Here is an 18,521-nt window from a genome sequence, read left to right on the forward strand (position 1 = left end):
CCTACAGCCTGCGCGCAAAGGTTTCGACAAAGCGCGCGCGGGAATCGGGCAGAGGATTATTGCCCAATGCGGGGGCAAGGTGATCGGTCAGGAAATGGCCGGTTACGCGCAAGCCTTCGGCGATTTCCTTGTCCGGTGCTGGCCCAATGCCGCGCAGGCAATCAGGCAGCGGCAACAGGCGGTGCGCCCAGTCCCCGGCCCCATCCCGCGACACCGCCCGCCCAGAGCGCGGCGAGATATAGGCCAGATTACCGGTCTCACCGGTGACGGCACAGCACGCCAGATCAAGGCCGAAACCGACCTCTTCCAGCAGCACCAGTTCCCAGTGCAGATAGGCCAGCGGCCATAGATCGTCCTGCCCCAGAAGGTCCAGCAATTGTTCGCTGCGCTGGTACAGCGCGGCATGCGCCTCGCGTTCGGGCAGGCAGAAGGACAAGAGCGCGGTCACCGCGTTCAGCCCCGCCAGCGCCAGCCGGCTGGACATCGCCGCGGCGGCGCGACTGCGCATCGGCTCGGCCCGGTAAACCCCCAGATGTTCAGGCAAGCGCGCGCGCCAGGTCAGGTCCAGTTGCGCCCCCGGTTGCAGCATCGGCGTGCTGCGCCGGCTGGCACCGCCGCGCACGACGCCCATATGACGGCCATGAGCGCTGGTGAATGCATCAATGATCGCGCCGGTCTCGCCATGCCGACGCACGCTCAGAAGAATGCCCTGATCGCGCCATTCCATATCGCCGCTCCTGCCGGATCCTGCTATTCCAGCCCCGGCTGCTCAAGCAGATGCCGCCCCTGCCGGTCTTCGACCTCGATCACCCAGAGATCGGGATCAAAGCCGCGCTGCCGGGCGATGACATTGTCCACGTCGCTTTCCCCACCCTCGGCCAGCACATCCCAACGCCGCGCCCCCGAAACCAGGTCGAAGCCGCGCTGAAACACCCGCGCCTGCCCATCCAAGGTGTTGAGTTTGACCAGTACCGCGCCGGCGGTGTCATCGCCATGCGACACCACAAAGGCCGGAATATCCGCCAGCCGCAGCCGCGCCAGATAGGCCTGCACCCAGAATTGCGCGGTCAGGCGCGTCATCGCGCTCAGTTTCCGTCCTTAAAATCCAGCCCCATCTGGGAATAGCGCTCGGCCTCTTCCAGCCAGTTTGGGCGCACCTTGACCTGCAGGAACAGATGCACCTTGCGGCCCAGAAATTCGCTCAGCTCCTCGCGCGCGGCCTTGGACACTGCTTTGATCGTTTCGCCCTTGTGGCCCAGCACGATGCCCTTGTGCCCGTCGCGGACCACATAGATCACCTGTTCAACGCGGGCCGAGCCATCCTTGCGCTCTTCCCAGCTCTCAGTCTCGACGGTCATCTGATAGGGAAGTTCCTGATGCAGCCTGAGGGTCAGCTTCTCGCGGGTCATCTCGGCGGCAATCATCCGCATCGGCAGATCCGCGATCTGGTCTTCGGGGTAAAGCCACGGACCTTCGGGCAGTTCACCGGCCAGCCATTGGCGCAGCTTGTCCACGCCATGTCCCTTTTCCGCCGAAATCAGAAAGGTCTCTGCAAAGGTGAAGCGGTCGTTCAGGTCGCGGGTTAGGCCCAGCAGCGCCTCGGGTTTTACGCGGTCAATTTTGTTGATGACCAGGGCCACATTGCGCCCCCCGGTCACCTCTGGCAGCGCATCAAGGATACGTTTCACGCCCTCGGTCACGCCGCGATGGGCCTCGACCAGCAGGACGATGATATCGGCATCGGCCGCCCCGCCCCAAGCCGCGGCGACCATGGCGCGATCGAGCCGGCGGCGCGGCTGAAACAGGCCCGGCGTATCGACAAAGACAATCTGCGTCTCGTCCTCAATGGCGATGCCGCGAATCCGGGCGCGGGTGGTCTGCACCTTGTGGGTAACGATCGCCACCTTGGCCCCGACCATACGGTTCAGCAGGGTGGATTTGCCGGCGTTTGGCTCTCCGATCAGGGCAACGAATCCGGCGCGGGTCATGTGGCTTGCTCCAGTTTATTCAGCAACGCGGTGGCGGCACCCTGCTCGGCCTGACGTTTCGATCCGGCGCTGGCCTGTGCTTCGGTGCCGTCGGGCAGACGGGCAGATATAGTGAAAATCGGCGCGTGATCGGGGCCGCGGCGATCAAGTTCGACATAGGCCGGCGGCTTCAGCCCGCGCGCCTGCGCCCATTCCTGAAGCGCCGTCTTGGCATCGCGCGCATCCGCATCTACTTGCGCGATCCGCTCCCCCCACAGGCGCAGGATCAAGTCCCGCGCAGCATCAAGCCCGGCATCCTTATAGACGGCGGCGATCACCGCTTCAATGGCGTCGCCCAGCAGCGCCTGCTTGCGCCGACCGCCGGAAATCATTTCGGACCGGCCCAGTTTCAGCACCGCGCCCAGATCAATGTCGCGCGCGATCTCGGCACAGGTTTCCTTGCGCACCAGCGCGTTGAAGCGCGGCGCAAGCTGGCCCTCGGAGGCCGCGCGATCCTGTTCCAGCAACTCGGCTGCCATGACAAGACCCAGCACCCGGTCGCCCAGAAATTCCAGCCGCTGGTTATCCTCGCGCGTGGGCGACGAGAACGACCCGTGCGTCAGCGCCCGGATCAGCAATTCGGGCTGGGCAAAGCGGTGGCCGATACGCTTTTGAAAAGCGGCAAGTTCCGATGACAGCTTCACTCGATCCCCTTGAAGAAGCGATCGCCGCGCCAGGTCCAGAAGAACAGCATCGAGCGACCCGCCGATGAGAACATGATCCGATCGGCCCGCCCGATCAGATTTTCATAGGGCACGAATCCGACCCCCCCTGCCGTTTGTGGCATGCGGCTGTCGCTGGAATTATCGCGATTGTCGCCCATGAAGAAATAATGCCCCTCGGGAACCGAGTAAACACCAGTGTTGTCCGAGCTTTGCACGCCGATATTCAGAATTGTGTGCTCCTCGCCGTTTGGCAAGGTCTCGATCTGGCGCGATTTCAGGCAGGTACCGCCCGGTCCCACCGGGCCGTTCTCGCAGCGCGGCCTGGTGCCCATCGGCCCTTGCGGGGCAAAAGCTTCCTCGAACACACCGGCATCGCGCAAGTCAACTGGCGTGTCGTTGATATGCAGGACACTGTCCTTCATCTGAATACGGTCGCCGGGCAGGCCGATCAGACGTTTGATGAAATCCTGCCCTGTCACCGGATGCCGGAACACCACCACATCACCGCGTTCGGGTTCGCCGCCGAACAGACGTTTATTGTCATTCTGCAGAAAGCCGCACACGTCCTTGGCGTCGATCTCGATTCCAACGCTGGGCAACATCAGGCTGGGACACGAGGCGTAGGAATACCCATAGGCCATTTTGTTCACGAACAGGAAATCGCCAATCAGCAGCGTTTCCTTCATCGAGCCCGACGGAATCCAGAACGGCTGGAAGAAGAGCGTACGGAAAACCCCGGCGATCAACAGCGCATAGACGACGGTTTTTACGGTCTCGATGATCGCGCTTCCTGTTTTGGCTTTACTGGCCATGGGGTTCTCCGATAGTTTGGCAGGTCCGGCGCTTCATGCGGGCGAGGCGGTGCCGTGTCAAGACAGGCCCGGCGTGTCGGTTAGAGGGCGGGCCTCGATTAACACAAATGCCTGCGCCCAAGGATGATCGTCGGTCAGGGTCACGTGAATTATCGCCCGGTGTCCCGGCGGGGTCATTTGCGCCAGACGGTCGGCGGCCCAGCCGGTGACATGCATGACCGGCTGGCCGGTCGTCAAATTGGTGACCGACATGTCCTTCCACGCGATCCCCATGCGCAACCCGGTGCCTAGCGCCTTGGAACAGGCCTCTTTCGCGGCCCAGCGCTTGGCATAGGTGCCGGCGATATCGGCGCGCCGCTCGGCCTTGCGCTGTTCGATATCCGTAAAGACACGGTTGCGGAATCGATCGCCAAAGCGGTCCAGCGTCCGCTGGATCCGCTCGATATTGGCAAGATCGGTTCCAATGCCCAGAATCACGGATAACCCGTCATTACGTGCGGGCCTCGTCCATCAGCCGGCGCATTTCGGTAATTGCCGGATCAAGGCCACGAAAAACTGCCTCGCCGATCAGGAAATGCCCGATATTCAATTCGCGCACCTCGGGAAAGGCCGCAACCGCCTGCACTGTTTCATAGCTCAAGCCATGGCCTGCGTGCACCTCAAGCCCCTGCGAATGGGCAAAGGCCGACATTTCGCGCAGGCGCTCAAGTTCTGCCGAGGCCTTGGCGCTGTCTTCTGCGGCGACATGATCGCAGTAAGGCCCGGTATGCAATTCCACAATCGTCGCGCCGACGCGCGCAGCACTTTCGATCTGCAGCCGGTCGGCCGCGACGAAACACGACACCCGGCATCCGGCCTCGCGCAGCGGGACGATGAACCGGGCAAGATTGCTTTCATCCTTTGCCACATCCAGCCCGCCTTCGGTGGTGCGCTCTTCGCGAGTTTCGGGAACCAGACAGACTGCGTTTGGTTTATGTTGCAGCGCAATTTGCTGCATCTCGTCGGTCACCGCCATTTCGAAGTTCAAAGGTGCTGTAAGCACCGACATCAGTGCCCCGACATCCTCATCGCGGATGTGGCGGCGGTCTTCACGTAGGTGGATTGTGATGCCATCAGCCCCTGCCTCCTGTGCCAGAAGCGCTGCCCGCACCGGATCGGGCAACGTCCCGCCGCGCGCGTTGCGCAAGGTGGCAACGTGATCGATATTCACGCCCAGACGCACCCGTTTATTTGTCATTGTTTATCCTTTCATTACAAATCGGCGATAGCCTATCGCCTTTTGCTTTCATGTTGAAGCAATCGCCACCGGAGCAAGCTCTAATCCGCTTTCAGACCGGTATCACCCTTGCTCGCGGCTTTTTGCTTGATCGCCTCAAATTTCTTTTTAATGAGATTTCGGCGGCGGCGCTTATAGGCGCGGATCACCGGCACGGTCAGGTAATATGTAAGCGCACCCGCCAGCACACCGACAATCGTTCCCCCGATCATATAGGGAAAGAAAATTGTGTCGTAAAACACGTGCAGACCGCGCCAATCGGCGACCCGGTCGGTGAATATCGCCAGAAAGTTGCTCCACAAATCTTCCCAGGCATCCGCGAACTTGCCTCCGAACGAACGGTGCGAGCGTTCGTCAAATCGCGTGCCCGACAGGAAATGCCCGGTTTTCAGAGCAATGACACCAATCGGCACATAAGTCAGGGGATTGCCGAAAAACGTTCCCATCAGCGCCGCCAAGATATTGCCGCGCAGCGCCCGCGCGGCCAGCGCCGCAATGACGAAATGCAGCCCGTAAAACGGCGTGAACGTGGTAAAAACCCCTGCGGCGATGCCCCGCGCGATACGCTCGGGCGAATCCGGCAATCGGCGCAGACGATGCTTTACATAGTGAAACGCCCGCGTCCAGCCACCGCGCGGATAGAAGAAATCCGCAGTCGCTCGCGTCCAGGTGCGTGGGTCACGGCGTCTGAAAACCACGGATTATGCCCTTTATACTCAGCCTATGAATCAGTTGCGACATGCGTTTTGCGAGCCTCTTCCCTGAACCGCTCGACCGCAGCAACATCGCTGTCCGCTTCCAGCGTGAGCATCAGCGAATGAAGTTGCTCGACGTCGCGTAGTTCGACTGTGATCAGCAATCGGTAAAAATCAGGTTTCCGGTCAACGAAACTCAAATCGCCAATATTTGCCTTTCTCTCTCCGATCATCGTGCAGACACGCCCAAGAACCCCGGCGTCGTTTCCGATCGTCATATTCAAAGTCACGCCATAAGCCGCCGGGTGTGTGCCCGAATGCCAATGCAAATCAAGCCAACGCTCCGGCTGGCTTTCATATTCGCTCAGCCGATCGCAATCGATGGCATGAACCACGACACCTTTGCCGCGAAAAGTGATACCGACGATGCGCTCTCCGGGCAATGGCTGGCAACAGGGCGCACGCTCGAACGACTGCCCGTCCATCAGACCAATCACCGCCCGACCGGGGGCGATCTCGTCGCCCTTTTCGGGGGCCAGTTCGGGATAGACTGCCTGCACCATCTCATGTGCGGTCAGTTCAGCACTACCCAGACGCGCCAGCAATTCGCGCCGACTGTCGAGGCGCAACCGCTTGGCCGCCGTATCCAGCACCTTGTCGGTGGCCTTCCGGCCGACATGTTCGAACGAGGCGCGGGCCAGCTCCTGTCCCAGTTTGACGAAACGGTCGCGATCGACCTCTCGCAAGGCCCGGCGAATGGCGGTCCGGGCCTTGCCAGTGGTGGCAATATCCAGCCAAGCCACTTGAGGGGTCTGCCCCTCGGCGGTGATGATATCCACCGACTGGCCATTCTTCAGCCGCGTCCACAGCGGCACCCGCAACCCGTCGACCTTGGCCCCCACGCAAGCGTGGCCGATCCGCGTATGGATGGCGTAGGCGAAATCGATCGGCGTCGCCCCACGCGGAAGCTTCTCGACATCCCCCTCAGGGGTGAAGCAGAACACCTGATCGGCATACATCTCAAGCTTGACCGCTTCGAGAAAGTCCTCGTGATCTTCTTCCGCATCAAACTGCTCGGTCAGCGAGGCAATCCATTTTGCCGGATCCACGGCAAAGGGGTTCTCGGTGCGCACGCCATCACGATAAGACCAATGTGCAGCGACACCGGTTTCGGCGACATCATGCATCTGGACGGTCCGGATCTGGACCTCGACACGGCGACCGTCGCGGCCCGAAACCGTCGTGTGGATGCTGCGATAGCCGTTGATCTTGGGTTGGCTGATAAAGTCCTTGAACCGCCCCGGCACAGCCCGCCAGCGCTGATGAATCGCGCCCAGCGCACGATAGCAATCTTCCTCGCTGTTCGTGATGATGCGAAAGCCGTAGATGTCCGACAGGCGCGAAAACCCTTGCTCTTTTTCCTCCATCTTACGCCAAATGGAGAATGGTTTTTTGGCACGGCCGAAAACCTCGGCTTCGATCCCGACCTTCTCCAACTCGCGGCGCATATCGCCCGTGATCCGGTGGATGACATCACCGGCTTCACGCTGCAACGTGATGAACCGGCGAATGATTGATTGCCGCCCTTCCGGGTTCAGCACCCGAAACGACAGATCTTCCAGTTCCTCGCGCATCCACTGCATCCCCATACGCCCGGCCAGCGGGGCAAAGATGTCCATGGTTTCGCGCGCTTTTTGGGTTTGCTTGTCGGGCCGCATCGAGCGAATGGTGCGCATATTGTGCAACCGGTCCGCCAACTTCACCAGAATGACCCGCAAATCGCGCGACATCGCCATGAAAAGCTTGCGGAAATTTTCGGCTTGCTTGGTTTCGCGACTCGATAATTGCAGATTGGTCAGCTTGGTGACACCGTCCACCAGCATCGCGACCTCATCCCCGAACAATTCAGCGATTTCGCCATAATTGGCCTTGGTGTCTTCGATCGTGTCGTGCAACAGCGCGGTGATGATCGTCGCATCGTCCAGCCGTTGTTCGGTCAGAATTGCGGCGACCGCGACCGGATGGCTGAAATAAGGCTCCCCCGAATGGCGGTATTGCCCTTCGTGCATTCGCCGGCTGAATTCATAAGCCGCGACTATCCGTTCGGTGTTGGTCTTAGGATTGTAATTGCGGACCAGTGCAATCAGATCGTCAACTGAAATCATCCCGGCCCGCACCTTCGTGTATTGCTAGCTCAGCGTTGGCCCTGAGCCTCCATCAGTTGGCGCAAAAGTTTCTCTTCCGACATGTCATCTTCTGCTGGTTGGTCCGATTCGGCCCCCATCAGAACTGCCATCTGATCGTCTTCTGGCTCATCCACCTCAATCTGGTGCTGATTGCTTTCGATCAGACGCTCGCGCAGGTCGTCGGCGCTCTGTGTCTCGTCCGCAATCTCGCGCAAGGCAACAACCGGGTTCTTGTCATTGTCCCGATCCACGGTCAACGGCGCACCCGCAGAGATTTCGCGTGCCCGATGCGCCGCAAGCATTACCAGTTCAAACCGGTTCGGAACCTTGTCTACGCAGTCTTCAACCGTCACGCGGGCCATACGGGCACTCCAACATCATGAATTCGTCCAGAAGACTTGTACCTAGTGCCGAATCTGCCGCTTGACAAGCAGAAACCCGGAAACGGCATCCCTCCACTCAGAGAGGGATGACATCGCCGATGGCCTCCGGCGCAAGTGCATCGCACATTTGCACGACATTCTGCCCCAGTATCGGATGGGTCCATGTCGGCACAATATCACGCATCGGGACCAATGCAAATGCGCGATCCTGCAGCCGGGGGTGAGGCAGGATCAGACGGTCGGGCATCACACTGGCCTGCTGATCGTCTGGCAGGTGCCGCCAGTGCTCGTAGGTTTCCCTGTCGGGCTGCACGCATTCGCCAACAGCCAATAGATCCAGATCAAGCGTGCGCACACCCCAGCGCAGGATTCGCGTGCGCCCGAACTGCCGTTCGATCTCGTGCAGTTTTTGCAGAATTTCGCGCGGATCTTGATCGCAGGTAACACAAACGGCGGCATTGACAAAGTCAGGACCGGCACCGGCGGGGAAACAAGGCGTGCGAAAGAAACGGCTGACGGCGCTGACGGTCATTCCCGCCTGCGCCATCGCTTCGATCGCCGCCGCCAGCGTCTGCTCGGGCGCGCCAACTGCCGAAGGCAGATTACCGCCCAGCGCGATTACGGCTGATGACCTATCGGTGATCAAACGTGACTCACTGCATGATGAATGATACTCTTGTTGTCCATCTATTCCGCCTTATTTTACGATTAGCCGCTTCGACACCCTTTAGAGCGTTACACCCTATGTGAACAGTGGCGAACCGGTATATCGGAAGGACATTTTAATGTTTTATAAAGACGAACGGCTTGCGCTGTTCATCGATGGGGCCAACCTATACGCGTCGGCCAAGGCGCTGGGATTCGACATAGACTATAAATTGCTGCGACAGGAATTCATGCGCCGCGGAAAATTGGTGCGCGCCTGCTACTATACCGCCATGCTCGAAGGGGACGAGTACTCGCCCATTCGCCCCCTTGTCGACTGGCTACAATACAATGGCTTCACCATGATCACCAAGCCGGCCAAGGAATATACCGACAGCATGGGCAGGCGAAAAATCAAGGGCAATATGGACGTCGATCTGACGGTGGATGCCATGGAACTGGCTCCGCGCACCGATCATGCGGTACTGTTTTCCGGCGACGGTGATTTTCGCCCGCTGATCGCCAGCATCCAGCGGCAAGGCGTTCGGGTGTCCGTGGTTTCCACCATCCGCAGCCAGCCGCCGATGATCTCGGACGAATTGCGCCGACAGGCCGACAGCTTTATCGACCTTGAAGACCTGAAAGAGGTGATCGGCCGCCCGCCGCGCGATCATTCGGGCGACGGGCAGGAAATTACAGCTGTCGACAACAGCTGAGCACCTGCGACCGATGCGCGTTTAACCGGCAGTGGCGTTAAGCGTGTCATGCCGCTCCTGAATCGCGCGCGGCCAAGTGCTCTTGATATAAGCCAACACGGCAAGGATCTCGTCAGGTGACAGGACATCGCTAAATCCCGGCATCCTGCTTTTGTATCCCTTCCCAACCAGCTTTGCAGTTCCCAATGCGGTGATTGCAATTAACTGCTCATCGGGGTGATGCCATGTATGCCCGCTTTCATCATGCGGTGGTGCGGGCAGATATCCAGTGGCATCGCGCTCGCGCCAGTTCGGCTCTCCTTGCAGGCGCAAGCCATGACAGGATGCGCATTGCGCCACATAAATGTCTTTGCCTTCAGCGACCGCAGTCGCGTCACGATAGGGCAATACCCCGTGCTGGTCGCCGAGCCCGGCGATCAGCCATACCGCCCCTGACCCGACGATAGCCAGCGCGCTGCCGGCAACCCACAGTTTTTTCCTCATGTGAAATCCTTGGACAAAACGATGATCGCCCCTGTGGTGCCTTCCTGCACCGGAACGTCCATTCACAACTGCGTGAACGCGACACTCTCTGGACCCAGCCCTCGCAAAGCCTTAGGTCTTGCTGCAAGGAGACACGAACAATGCCAAAACCACCCCTGAATCTCTATTTGGCTGCGCCACGCGGCTTTTGTGCCGGCGTCGACCGCGCGATCAAGATTGTTGAAATGGCGCTGGAGAAATGGGGCGCGCCGGTTTTCGTGCGGCACGAAATCGTGCACAACAAATTCGTCGTCGACGGGCTGCGCGAAAAGGGCGCGATATTCGTTGAGGAACTGGATGAATGCCCCGAAGACCGCCCGGTGATTTTCTCCGCCCACGGCGTGCCCAAATCAGTGCCCGCCGAGGCCCAGCGCCGCGAGATGGTCTATGTCGATGCCACCTGCCCGCTGGTCAGCAAGGTCCATATCGAAGCCCAACGCCATGCCGATAATGGCCTGCAAATGATCATGATCGGCCACAAGGGTCATCCTGAAACCGTCGGCACCATGGGGCAATTGCCCAAGGGCGAGGTCCTATTGGTCGAAACCGTGGCCGATGTCGCAGAGGTGCAAGTGCGCGACCCCGAGCGTCTGGCTTTCGTCACGCAAACCACGCTGAGCATCGACGATACGGCCGAGATCATCACGGCGCTAAAGGCACGCTTTCCCGGCATCGTCGGTCCGCATAAGGAAGACATCTGCTATGCCACCACCAATCGGCAAGAGGCGGTCAAGGCGATGGCCCCGAAATGCGATGCGATGCTGGTGGTCGGCGCGCCCAATTCGTCGAATTCGCGCCGTCTGGTCGAGGTTGGTGCCAAAGCCGGCTGTGGCTATACGCAACTGGTTCAGCGCGCCGCCGACATCGACTGGCGCGCGCTTGAGGGGATATCCAGCATCGGAATCACCGCCGGGGCCAGCGCGCCCGAGGCGCTGATCGACGAGGTCATCGCGGCCTGTCACGAGCGCTTCGAAGTTGCCACCGAACTGGTCGAAACCGCCGTTGAAAACGTCGAATTCAAGATCCCGCGCGTGCTGCGCATTCCAGCCTGATGCGCATTCCTAAAGTGCCACTGATCCTTGGCCTTGTCGCGCTGATCCCCTTTATCTGGGGCGCGGCGACACTGTTGAATGGCAGCTTGATGAGCTGGGGCGCATCACAGTTTGGACCCCGTTTTGTCGGACCCTATGTGCAGTTGTTTTACGGCACGGTAAACCTAACTTTCATGTCCGGTATCCTGTGGGGTTTTGCCACCAAGGCGCGCGGCGCGCTATCGCTCATCACCTATGCGCTGGCGGCGATCCCGATGCTCTGGGCGTTCATCATGACCGGCGGCGGCCCAATCAGCGCGGGCATGAACCTGATCTTCGGCTTTGCCGGTTTGCTGCTGCTGGATTTCGCGTTCTATCATTGGCGTCTGACCCCGAATTGGTGGCTGCGGCTGCGCTTGTTCATGACCGCCGTCACGGTCGCTTGCCTGGCCATTGTCGTCTGGGGTTAGGCGCGGACCTTTTACTGGAGAGTATTCATTAATGGCTGAACTGTTCGCCTATACTGACGGGGCTTGCTCCGGCAATCCCGGCCCCGGTGGCTGGGGGGTTTTGATGCGCGCCGTGCAGGATGGGCGCGTCGCGAAAGAGCGTGAACTCAAGGGCGGCGAACCCGATTCTACAAACAACCGCATGGAATTGCTGGCAGCCATCAACGCGCTGGAAACTTTGGCCCGTCCTAGCACCATCACGGTCGTCACCGACAGCCAATATGTGAAGAACGGCGTCACCAACTGGATCCACGGCTGGAAGCGCAACGGCTGGAAAACCGCGGCAAAGAAGCCGGTCAAGAATGCCGAGCTCTGGCAACGGCTGGACGCCGCACAGGCGCGCCACAAGGTGACTTGGGAATGGGTCAAAGGCCATGCCGGCCACCCTGAAAACGAACGCGCTGACGAATTGGCCCGCGAGGGGATGAAACCGTTCAAGCCGGCCCGCACCCCGTCGGGTTGAATGCGATAATGGGTTGCGTCCACTTAGATCCAAGGACTCAACGCAACATGCTTGTCTTAAGCTGATTGTGGCACTTGTGCGAAGATGGAGCCACTACACGCCATTTATCGCGGTAGTGGCTGTGGCTGTTGTTAGCGCGGGCTGAGCATGGGGTTGGGTTCTGCTACCGGCTGCGCCGAGCCCGTTACGCCGTGCAGGACCGGGGCTTTGCCCCGGACCCCAGGATATTTTCCCGCAAGAAGAAGGAAAATCGGTTAGGAGAGCAGCCCGGCGTGGCGCATGGCCTTATCGATGGCAGATTTGGTGCTGTCTTCGATTCCCGTCAGCGGCAGGCGCACCTCTTCGCTGCACAGGTCGAGCTGCGACATCGCATATTTGACGCCGGCAAGGCCGGGTTCGATGAAGATGGCCTCGTGCAGGGGCATCAAGCGGTCCTGATATTCAAGTGCCAATGCGTAATCTCCGGCCAATGTGGCCTGCTGAAATTCGGCGCAAAGCCGCGGCGCGACATTGGCAGTGACCGAGATACAGCCGACTCCGCCCTGGGCATTGAAGCCCAGCGCCGTGGCGTCTTCGCCCGAAAGCTGGGTGAAATCCTTGCCGCAGGTGATACGCTGCTGGCTGACCCGCTCAAGTTTGGCGGTGGCGTCTTTGACACCGATAATCCGGGGCAGTTTGGCCAGTTGGCCCATCGTCTCGGGGGTCATGTCGATCGCCGAGCGGGGCGGGATGTTATAGATGATGATCGGCAGTTCGCAGCAATCGTGCAGGGCGGTGAAATGTGCGATCATGCCGCGTTGGGTGGGCTTGTTGTAATAGGGCGTCACCACCAGCGCTGCATCGGCTCCGACACTTGCGGCATGGCGCATCAGGCGAATGCCTTCCAGCGTGTTGTTCGATCCGGCTCCGGCGATCACCGGCACCCGCCCGTCGGCGGCCTTGACCACCTCTTCGATCACGGCTTCGTGTTCCCGGTGGCTGAGCGTCGGGCTTTCGCCCGTGGTGCCCACCGGCACAAGTGCGGTCGAGCCTTCGCCGATATGCCATTCGACCAGCTGTTTGAGCGTATCCAGATCCAACTCGCCATTGCGGAAAGGTGTGACGAGGGCCGGCATAGAGCCTTTGAACATGGGCACGCTCCCTTTTGCTATCTCGGTCGGCGGGCCAAAATGAGATTCCGCCACCGTTGCTGTGAATGTCAGTTGTACCCGCGCATGCACGCGGTATCGTGCAGGCTGTAGCCTTGGTTGATCGGGATATGCAAGAGATGACGCGCATTCTGGCGCTTGTTGCGGTGTTTTGTTCAGCATTTGTGCTGCCCGCCGTCGCTGGCGACGCTCGGCAGTTAATGCGCGCCATGGACCAGATGCGCAAGGGCGACTGGACGGCGGCGATTCGCGCTGCTGGTTCGGACGGATCGATTCCCAATGACATCATCGAATGGCACCGTCTGCGCGCCGGACGCGGCACTGCGGATCAGGTGCGAGATTTTCTGGCGCGGCGCGGCGACTGGCCGGGGGTTGCCTGGCTGCGGCAGCGCAGCGAGCCGGCTTTTGTGGGGCAGTCAGCCGATGCGATTTTGGACTTTTACGCCGACGCACCACCGCAGACCGGCGAAGGGGTACTGACCCACGCCAGCGCTCTGATTCAGAAGGGGCGCCAGGGCGAGGCCGAGGCCAGTCTGGTGATGGCCTGGCGCACCCTGGCGATGGGCGGCGCGCAACACGCTGAATATCTCGAGAAACAGCGCGAGTTGCTGGCTCCGCATCACGACGCGCGGCTGGACCGGATGTTATGGGATGGCAAGCTGGATGATGCCAAGCGGATGCTGCCGCTGGTCGATGAAGGTCAGCGGGCCTTGGCATTGGCGCGGATGGCGTTACAGGAGATGGCCCCGGGCGTCGATGCGCGGATCGAGGCGGTGCCCGCGGCGCTAAGGGGCGCGCCCGGTCTGGCGCATGACCGTTTTGCCTGGCGCTATCGCAAGGGGCGCAGGGATGACGCAACGGCGCTATTGCTGGAGCGCTCAGACAGTGCCGATTCGCTGGGCGAGCCGGCCTATTGGGGCAAACGCCGGGCGATTCTAGCGCGACAGGAGATGCGCGAGGGCGACCCGGTCCGCGCCTATCGCATGGCGGCACAGAATTACATGTCCGAGGGGGCGGATTTTGCCGAACTGGAGTGGCTGGCTGGATTTATCGCCTTGCGCAAACTGAACGATCCGGCCGCCGCACTGGCGCATTTCACCCGCTTTGACGGCGCCGTGGCAACGCCGATTTCCAAAGGCCGAGCCGGATATTGGATCGGGCGCGCTTATGAGGCGCTGGGCCAGCCGGAACAGGCGCAGCAGGCCTATGCTGGAGGCGCGCGCTATCAAACGTCGTTTTACGGGTTGCTGGCCGCCGAGCGGGGCGGGCTGCCCTTTGATGAGCATCTGGCCGATCCGCCTGCGTTCGGGCCGTGGAAAAGCGGTGCGTTCATGGGTTCCAGCGTGCTCAAGGCCGGTCTGTTGTTGTTTGACGCCGATGAGCCGGAACTGGGCACGCGGTTCCTGACCCATCTGGTCGAAAGCCAGGACGAAGCCGCTGCCGCCCAGTTAGGTGAAATGGCGATTGAGATGGAGCGCCCGCATCTGGCCGTGATGATCGCCAAACGCGCGGCACAGCGCGCGCTGCTGCTGCATGCGGCCTATTACCCGTTGCATCCAGTGGCGCGCGAGCCCCTGCCCATGGCACCTGAAATGACTTTGGCGATCGCGCGGCGCGAAAGCGAATTCGACCCTGCCGTTGTCAGCCATGCCGGCGCACGGGGATTGATGCAGGTGATGCCGGCGACCGCGCAAGCGATGGCCAGCCAGATGGGGATTCTCGGCGGTCACGATACCGCGCGGCTGACCCGAGAATGGGATTATAACGCCAAGCTGGGCGCAACCTATCTGGCCGGGCTGGCCGGGGGATTTGACGGCAATGTGGTGATGATGTCGGCAGGTTATAATGCCGGGCCGGGGCGGCCCCTGCAGTGGATGTTGAACTATGGCGACCCGCGCAAGGGCGAGATCGATGTGGTGGACTGGATCGAACACATCCCGTTTAACGAAACCCGCAACTATGTCATGCGCGTCACCGAGAGCCTGCCGGTCTATCGTGCTCGGCTAGGGCTGGAGCCGCTGCCGATACCGTTTTCAGAAGAATTGACCGGCTCAACGCTTCGTGCGTTCGCGCCATAAGGTAAACAATCCTGCAGCCACGATCAGCCCGGCACCGATGGCAACGTTGAGTCGGATGGTTTCGCCGAACACCGTGATGCCGATTATCGAGACGAACATCAGTTGGAAATAGGCGAATGGCTGCACCGCGCTGGCCTCGGCGGCCTCATAGCAGCGGATCAGCAGCCAGTGGCCGGTCACGCCGGTCAGGCACAGCACGCCCATCCAGCCCCAGTCCGGGGCAATCATCGGCTCCCAAAACCACAGGCCGACGGCAGTCATGACCACGGCCCCCGCAACGCCGGTATAGAAGAAACTGGTCGAAGCTCGGTCACGGCGCGCCACATAGCGGGTCAAAAGGCCATAGATCGCGAACATGGTCGCCGCAATAAACGGCACCACCGAAGCCGGGTCGAAGACACCCCAGCCGGGTTCGAGGATGATCGTCACGCCGATAAACCCCACGGCAATGGCGCTCCAACGGCGCCAGCCGACCTGTTCGCCCAGGATCGGGCCGGACAGGGCGGCGATCAGCAGCGGATAGCTGATGAACACCGCCGTGGATTCGATCAGTCCCAGCAGGACGAAGGCCAACACTGCGACGCAGACCTCGCTGGCCAGCAACACGCCGCGCAGGATCTGCACCCAGATCTGCTCGGTATGAATGGCGGCGCGCAACCCGCCCCTGCTGCGCACGGCAAGGGCGATCACAAAAGCGGCGAAGAACCAGTAGCGGATCATCACCACCATCAATACGTTATATTCCGAAGCCAGATGTCGGGAAACGCCGTCCTGAAAGGCGAAAACCATGGTGGTCGCGATCATCAATGCGATGCCCAGCGGCACGTTATTGCTTTGCGCCGTCATGGCATGGTCGCGCGCGTCATGTGGCGTTTGCGCCCGTACCCCTTGCACCGGGTGACGGTGAAACCGGCGTCTTGCAGGTTGCGGCGTACGAAACCGGCGGCGGCATAGGTCGCGGCGGTGCCGTTCGCTGCGGTGTGGCGGGCCACTTCGGCCAACAGATCAGGCTGCCACAGTTCCGGGTTCTTCGCAGGTGAAAACCCATCGAGAAACCACGCATCCGCCCGCCCGGTCCAATCCGGTAAAACCGTGCGCGCGTCGCCCTCTATCACGGTCAGTTCCACTCCATCAAAATCATAGCTGCCGCCCCGCCCCGTCCAGCGCGACACCAGCACATCCGCCAGCGGTGCAAGTTCGGAAAAAGCCGAAAGCGCACGGGCCATGTCATCGCGTGCCATTGGATAGGCTTCGAAACTGGTGAAGAACAGCCGACCGGAAACGCCCGCCGCCCGCCATGCCGCAAGCGTCGTCAGAAAGTTCAAGCCGGTGCCGAACCCCAGTTCGGCAATGGCGAAGCCGTCGCGAAAGCGCGCGGGCAGATCGTTGCCGGCCAGAAACACATGCCGGGTTTCCGCCAAGCCGCCGGCAAGGCTGAAATACGGGTCATCGAACCGTGTGGAAATCGGTACGCTGCCATCTCGCCATTGCAGTTCCGGCTGCCGCATGAAAAATATCTCTGACCGTCGTATTAAAACCTTTGACGCGACAGTGAAGAAAGGCGGCACGCTTGGCAATGGTCGACGTCACTATCCGCGGCGCGGGAATTTTTGGGCTCTCAATTGCTTGGGTCTGCGCGCGGCGCGGCGCGAGGGTCCGGCTGATCGACCCTTACGGCCCCGGCACCGGGGCCAGCGGCGGCATTCTTGGCGCACTGGCACCGCATGTGCCCGACCAGTGGGGCGCCAAAAAGGCGTTTCAGTTTAACAGCCTGCTGATGGCCGAACCCTTCTGGGCCGAGGTTGAGGCGACAGGTGGTTTATCCCCCGGCTATGGACGCACCGGGCGTATTCAACCGATCGCGGACGAAGCGGCACTGGCGCTGGCACAGAAGCGCTGCGAAGGGGCCCGCCTCTTCTGGCAGGGTCAGGCAGAATGGGATGTGCTATCGGGTGCCGATCTTGGGCCGTGGGCACCGCCCTCACCGACCGGATATGTCGTGCGCGACACGTTGAGCGCCCGCATCCATCCGCGCCGGGCCTGCGCTGCATTGGTTGCCGCGCTTGGCGTCATGGGGGTGTCTGTGCAAACCGACGCGCCCGACGCAGGGCGGGTGATCTGGGCCACCGGCATTGCCGATCTCGAGCGGATCAATGCGCATGTCGGGCGGGTCTTTGGCAATGGCGTCAAGGGTCAAGCCGCGTTGTTACATTACGATGCCGGGCCAGACCAGCCGCAGCTATATATCGATGGGCTGCATTTTATCCCCCATGCGGATCGCACATTGGCCATCGGATCAACCAGCGAACGCGCGTGGAATGAGGCAACCGCCACCGATGCACAGTTGGATGATCTGATCGACAGGGCAACCGCAGCCTTGCCGTTGCTGCACGGCGCGCCGGTGATCGAACGTTGGGCAGGCGTGCGCCCCCGCGCGCGAAGTCGCGCGCCGGTACTGGGCGTACATCCGATGTTACCGGGGCAATTCATCGCCAATGGCGGCTTCAAGATCGGGCTTGGGATGGCTCCGAAAATCGCACAGGTGATGGCCGATCTGGTCTTGGACGATATCGACAGGCTTCCCGACGAATTCCGCGCCGAGGCATCTTTATAGCGGCAGGGCGTGACGTCCACACCCTGCCCGGATCGATCAACGTGGGATAATGATGATCTCTACGCGACGGTTGCGCGCCTTGCCCTCAACCGTGAGATTCGACGCAATTGGCTGGCTTTCGCCACGGCCCAGCGTCACCAGCCGGTTATAAGACACGCCGCCCTGCGCCAGAACGCTGGCAACCGCGCTGGCCCGGCGCTCGGACAGATCCTGATTGTACGACGCAGCCCCGGTGCTGTCGGTATGGCCGATGACCTGCACATGGGAGTTCGGATAGCGCTGAAGATGTGCCGCGACTCGGCGCAGATCCGCCTGCAATGCGGGACGCACCGTAAAGCTGTCGGTGGCAAAGGTGATATCCTGCGGCAGCGAGACAACCAGTTGCGTGCCGGTATTGGTGATGGTGATGCCGTCGCTGGCCAGTTGACTGCGCAACTCGGCGGCTTGCTTATCCAATTGGCTGCCGATCAGACCGCCTGCCGCAGCCCCGGCCGCCGCTCCGATCAACAGGTCGCCTTTTTTGCCACCGGTCGCCACGGACAGACCTGTGCCCACCAGCGCACCCATCAGCGCGCCCTGCTTGGCTTGCTGGTTGGGATCGGCGGAGAGGCTGCTCAGCGAGCCCGGCTCGGTGCAGGCACCAAGGAAAAAGACGCAGCCGAGAGCAGCGAAAGCGGTAGTTTTCAGGGTCATGGTCATATCAGCCTTGTGTTTTGGTCCCGTAATCCGGGTGTTATAGCATTCCTATAAC

22 protein-coding genes are annotated in these 18,521 nt (G+C 61.0%); 6 read left to right on the forward strand and 16 right to left on the reverse strand.

Going from position 1 to position 18,521, the window contains the following annotated elements:
- Position 1 precedes the first annotated feature (1 nt).
- From recO to folK, 11 genes are all read right to left on the reverse strand, one after another.
- Positions 2 to 727, reverse strand: a complete 726-nt coding sequence (gene recO, locus JAO82_RS04990) for a DNA repair protein RecO (protein ID WP_198685265.1) — start codon at positions 725 to 727, stop codon at positions 2 to 4.
- A gap of 23 nt (positions 728 to 750) precedes the next feature.
- The gene (locus JAO82_RS04995; protein ID WP_198685266.1) at positions 751 to 1,080 is read right to left on the reverse strand and encodes a DUF1491 family protein; all 330 of its coding nucleotides are present in this window, start codon (positions 1,078 to 1,080) and stop codon (positions 751 to 753) included.
- Positions 1,081 to 1,085: 5 nt separating this feature from the next.
- Positions 1,086 to 1,988 carry a GTPase Era gene (gene era, locus JAO82_RS05000; RefSeq protein ID WP_198685267.1) on the reverse strand — a complete coding sequence of 301 codons (903 nt, stop codon included), beginning with the start codon at positions 1,986 to 1,988 and terminating at the stop codon, positions 1,086 to 1,088.
- Positions 1,985 to 2,671, reverse strand: a complete 687-nt coding sequence (gene rnc / locus JAO82_RS05005; RefSeq protein ID WP_198685268.1) for a ribonuclease III — start codon at positions 2,669 to 2,671, stop codon at positions 1,985 to 1,987. The genes era and rnc overlap by 4 nt, the downstream gene beginning before the upstream one ends.
- Positions 2,668 to 3,504 carry a signal peptidase I gene (gene lepB, locus JAO82_RS05010; protein WP_198685269.1) on the reverse strand — a complete coding sequence of 279 codons (837 nt, stop codon included), beginning with the start codon at positions 3,502 to 3,504 and terminating at the stop codon, positions 2,668 to 2,670. The genes rnc and lepB overlap by 4 nt, the downstream gene beginning before the upstream one ends.
- A 57-nt stretch (positions 3,505 to 3,561) precedes the next feature.
- Entirely contained in the window at positions 3,562 to 3,981 is a 420-nt protein-coding gene (gene acpS / locus JAO82_RS05015; protein WP_198685270.1) for a holo-ACP synthase, read from the reverse strand.
- A 13-nt stretch (positions 3,982 to 3,994) separates the two neighbouring features.
- Positions 3,995 to 4,741, reverse strand: coding sequence for a pyridoxine 5'-phosphate synthase (locus JAO82_RS05020; RefSeq protein ID WP_198685271.1), 747 nt, complete (start codon positions 4,739 to 4,741; stop codon positions 3,995 to 3,997).
- 80 nt (positions 4,742 to 4,821) lie between these two features.
- Positions 4,822 to 5,478 carry a DUF2062 domain-containing protein gene (locus tag JAO82_RS05025; RefSeq protein WP_198685272.1) on the reverse strand — a complete coding sequence of 219 codons (657 nt, stop codon included), beginning with the start codon at positions 5,476 to 5,478 and terminating at the stop codon, positions 4,822 to 4,824.
- 23 nt (positions 5,479 to 5,501) lie between these two features.
- Complete coding sequence (locus JAO82_RS05030) at positions 5,502 to 7,640, reverse strand: RelA/SpoT family protein (protein WP_198685273.1); 2,139 nt, start codon at positions 7,638 to 7,640, stop codon at positions 5,502 to 5,504.
- 29 nt (positions 7,641 to 7,669) lie between these two features.
- On the reverse strand, positions 7,670 to 8,023 hold the full coding sequence (gene rpoZ, locus JAO82_RS05035) for a DNA-directed RNA polymerase subunit omega (protein ID WP_198685274.1): 354 nt from the start codon (positions 8,021 to 8,023) through the stop codon (positions 7,670 to 7,672).
- A gap of 97 nt (positions 8,024 to 8,120) precedes the next feature.
- Positions 8,121 to 8,690, reverse strand: a complete 570-nt coding sequence (folK, locus tag JAO82_RS05040) for a 2-amino-4-hydroxy-6-hydroxymethyldihydropteridine diphosphokinase (RefSeq protein ID WP_198685275.1) — start codon at positions 8,688 to 8,690, stop codon at positions 8,121 to 8,123.
- A 139-nt stretch (positions 8,691 to 8,829) separates the two neighbouring features.
- Here folK and JAO82_RS05045 point away from each other — a divergent pair, with 139 nt between their 5' ends.
- Positions 8,830 to 9,405 carry a LabA-like NYN domain-containing protein gene (locus tag JAO82_RS05045; protein WP_198685276.1) on the forward strand — a complete coding sequence of 192 codons (576 nt, stop codon included), beginning with the start codon at positions 8,830 to 8,832 and terminating at the stop codon, positions 9,403 to 9,405.
- A gap of 21 nt (positions 9,406 to 9,426) precedes the next feature.
- On the opposite strand, the gene JAO82_RS05050 is transcribed toward JAO82_RS05045, so the two are convergent.
- Complete coding sequence (locus JAO82_RS05050) at positions 9,427 to 9,888, reverse strand: c-type cytochrome (RefSeq protein WP_198685277.1); 462 nt, start codon at positions 9,886 to 9,888, stop codon at positions 9,427 to 9,429.
- A 140-nt stretch (positions 9,889 to 10,028) separates the two neighbouring features.
- On the opposite strand from JAO82_RS05050, the gene ispH reads away from it, so the two are divergent.
- From ispH to rnhA, 3 genes are read left to right on the forward strand one after another with little or no spacing between them, the layout of a single operon-like run.
- Positions 10,029 to 10,979, forward strand: coding sequence for a 4-hydroxy-3-methylbut-2-enyl diphosphate reductase (gene ispH, locus JAO82_RS05055; RefSeq protein WP_198685278.1), 951 nt, complete (start codon positions 10,029 to 10,031; stop codon positions 10,977 to 10,979).
- Positions 10,979 to 11,428 (forward strand): DUF3429 domain-containing protein, encoded by a 450-nt coding sequence (locus tag JAO82_RS05060; RefSeq protein WP_408635503.1) that lies wholly within the window; start codon positions 10,979 to 10,981, stop codon positions 11,426 to 11,428. The genes ispH and JAO82_RS05060 overlap by 1 nt, the downstream gene beginning before the upstream one ends.
- 31 nt (positions 11,429 to 11,459) lie before the next feature.
- On the forward strand, positions 11,460 to 11,930 hold the full coding sequence (gene rnhA, locus JAO82_RS05065) for a ribonuclease HI (RefSeq protein ID WP_198685279.1): 471 nt from the start codon (positions 11,460 to 11,462) through the stop codon (positions 11,928 to 11,930).
- 254 nt (positions 11,931 to 12,184) lie between these two features.
- Here the strand turns inward: rnhA and dapA are convergent, their stop codons facing one another.
- On the reverse strand, positions 12,185 to 13,060 hold the full coding sequence (gene dapA, locus JAO82_RS05070; protein WP_198685280.1) for a 4-hydroxy-tetrahydrodipicolinate synthase: 876 nt from the start codon (positions 13,058 to 13,060) through the stop codon (positions 12,185 to 12,187).
- 137 nt (positions 13,061 to 13,197) lie between these two features.
- Here dapA and JAO82_RS05075 point away from each other — a divergent pair, with 137 nt between their 5' ends.
- Positions 13,198 to 15,156, forward strand: a complete 1,959-nt coding sequence (locus JAO82_RS05075; protein WP_198685543.1) for a lytic transglycosylase domain-containing protein — start codon at positions 13,198 to 13,200, stop codon at positions 15,154 to 15,156.
- Here JAO82_RS05075 and JAO82_RS05080 read toward each other — a convergent pair.
- Together JAO82_RS05080 and mnmD are read right to left on the reverse strand one after the other, a co-directional pair.
- Positions 15,130 to 16,002, reverse strand: a complete 873-nt coding sequence (locus JAO82_RS05080; protein WP_198685542.1) for a DMT family transporter — start codon at positions 16,000 to 16,002, stop codon at positions 15,130 to 15,132. The two genes, JAO82_RS05075 and JAO82_RS05080, sit on opposite strands and share 27 nt — an antisense overlap.
- Complete coding sequence (gene mnmD, locus JAO82_RS05085; protein WP_198685281.1) at positions 15,999 to 16,664, reverse strand: tRNA (5-methylaminomethyl-2-thiouridine)(34)-methyltransferase MnmD; 666 nt, start codon at positions 16,662 to 16,664, stop codon at positions 15,999 to 16,001. Before mnmD ends, JAO82_RS05080 begins: the two co-directional genes overlap by 4 nt.
- Positions 16,665 to 16,732: 68 nt before the next feature.
- Here mnmD and JAO82_RS05090 point away from each other — a divergent pair, with 68 nt between their 5' ends.
- Positions 16,733 to 17,770, forward strand: coding sequence for an NAD(P)/FAD-dependent oxidoreductase (locus JAO82_RS05090; RefSeq protein WP_198685282.1), 1,038 nt, complete (start codon positions 16,733 to 16,735; stop codon positions 17,768 to 17,770).
- Positions 17,771 to 17,806: 36 nt separating this feature from the next.
- Here the strand turns inward: JAO82_RS05090 and JAO82_RS05095 are convergent, their stop codons facing one another.
- Positions 17,807 to 18,463 (reverse strand): OmpA family protein, encoded by a 657-nt coding sequence (locus JAO82_RS05095; RefSeq protein ID WP_408635504.1) that lies wholly within the window; start codon positions 18,461 to 18,463, stop codon positions 17,807 to 17,809.
- Positions 18,464 to 18,521 lie beyond the last annotated feature (58 nt).

Origin of the sequence: Pontibaca salina, from assembly GCF_016307205.1 — a bacterium.
GTDB lineage: Bacteria > Pseudomonadota > Alphaproteobacteria > Rhodobacterales > Rhodobacteraceae > Pontibaca > Pontibaca salina.

Bases quoted from the DNA above. Each gene is read 5' to 3' on its own strand.
- JAO82_RS05060 (WP_408635503.1), top strand. From the start codon at position 10,979: ATGCGCATTCCTAAAGTGCCACTGATCCTTGGCCTTGTCGCGCTGATC.
- JAO82_RS04995 (WP_198685266.1), bottom strand. From the start codon at position 1,080: ATGACGCGCCTGACCGCGCAATTCTGGGTGCAGGCCTATCTGGCGCGG.
- recO (WP_198685265.1), bottom strand. From the start codon at position 727: ATGGAATGGCGCGATCAGGGCATTCTTCTGAGCGTGCGTCGGCATGGC.
- rnhA (WP_198685279.1), top strand. From the start codon at position 11,460: ATGGCTGAACTGTTCGCCTATACTGACGGGGCTTGCTCCGGCAATCCC.
- JAO82_RS05095 (WP_408635504.1), bottom strand. From the start codon at position 18,463: ATGACCCTGAAAACTACCGCTTTCGCTGCTCTCGGCTGCGTCTTTTTC.
- era (WP_198685267.1), bottom strand. From the start codon at position 1,988: ATGACCCGCGCCGGATTCGTTGCCCTGATCGGAGAGCCAAACGCCGGC.
- JAO82_RS05045 (WP_198685276.1), top strand. From the start codon at position 8,830: ATGTTTTATAAAGACGAACGGCTTGCGCTGTTCATCGATGGGGCCAAC.
- JAO82_RS05075 (WP_198685543.1), top strand. From the start codon at position 13,198: ATGACGCGCATTCTGGCGCTTGTTGCGGTGTTTTGTTCAGCATTTGTG.
- JAO82_RS05030 (WP_198685273.1), bottom strand. From the start codon at position 7,640: ATGATTTCAGTTGACGATCTGATTGCACTGGTCCGCAATTACAATCCT.
- JAO82_RS05020 (WP_198685271.1), bottom strand. From the start codon at position 4,741: ATGACAAATAAACGGGTGCGTCTGGGCGTGAATATCGATCACGTTGCC.
- dapA (WP_198685280.1), bottom strand. From the start codon at position 13,060: ATGTTCAAAGGCTCTATGCCGGCCCTCGTCACACCTTTCCGCAATGGC.
- rpoZ (WP_198685274.1), bottom strand. From the start codon at position 8,023: ATGGCCCGCGTGACGGTTGAAGACTGCGTAGACAAGGTTCCGAACCGG.
- JAO82_RS05080 (WP_198685542.1), bottom strand. From the start codon at position 16,002: ATGACGGCGCAAAGCAATAACGTGCCGCTGGGCATCGCATTGATGATC.
- JAO82_RS05090 (WP_198685282.1), top strand. From the start codon at position 16,733: ATGGTCGACGTCACTATCCGCGGCGCGGGAATTTTTGGGCTCTCAATT.
- lepB (WP_198685269.1), bottom strand. From the start codon at position 3,504: ATGGCCAGTAAAGCCAAAACAGGAAGCGCGATCATCGAGACCGTAAAA.
- mnmD (WP_198685281.1), bottom strand. From the start codon at position 16,664: ATGCGGCAGCCGGAACTGCAATGGCGAGATGGCAGCGTACCGATTTCC.
- ispH (WP_198685278.1), top strand. From the start codon at position 10,029: ATGCCAAAACCACCCCTGAATCTCTATTTGGCTGCGCCACGCGGCTTT.
- JAO82_RS05050 (WP_198685277.1), bottom strand. From the start codon at position 9,888: ATGAGGAAAAAACTGTGGGTTGCCGGCAGCGCGCTGGCTATCGTCGGG.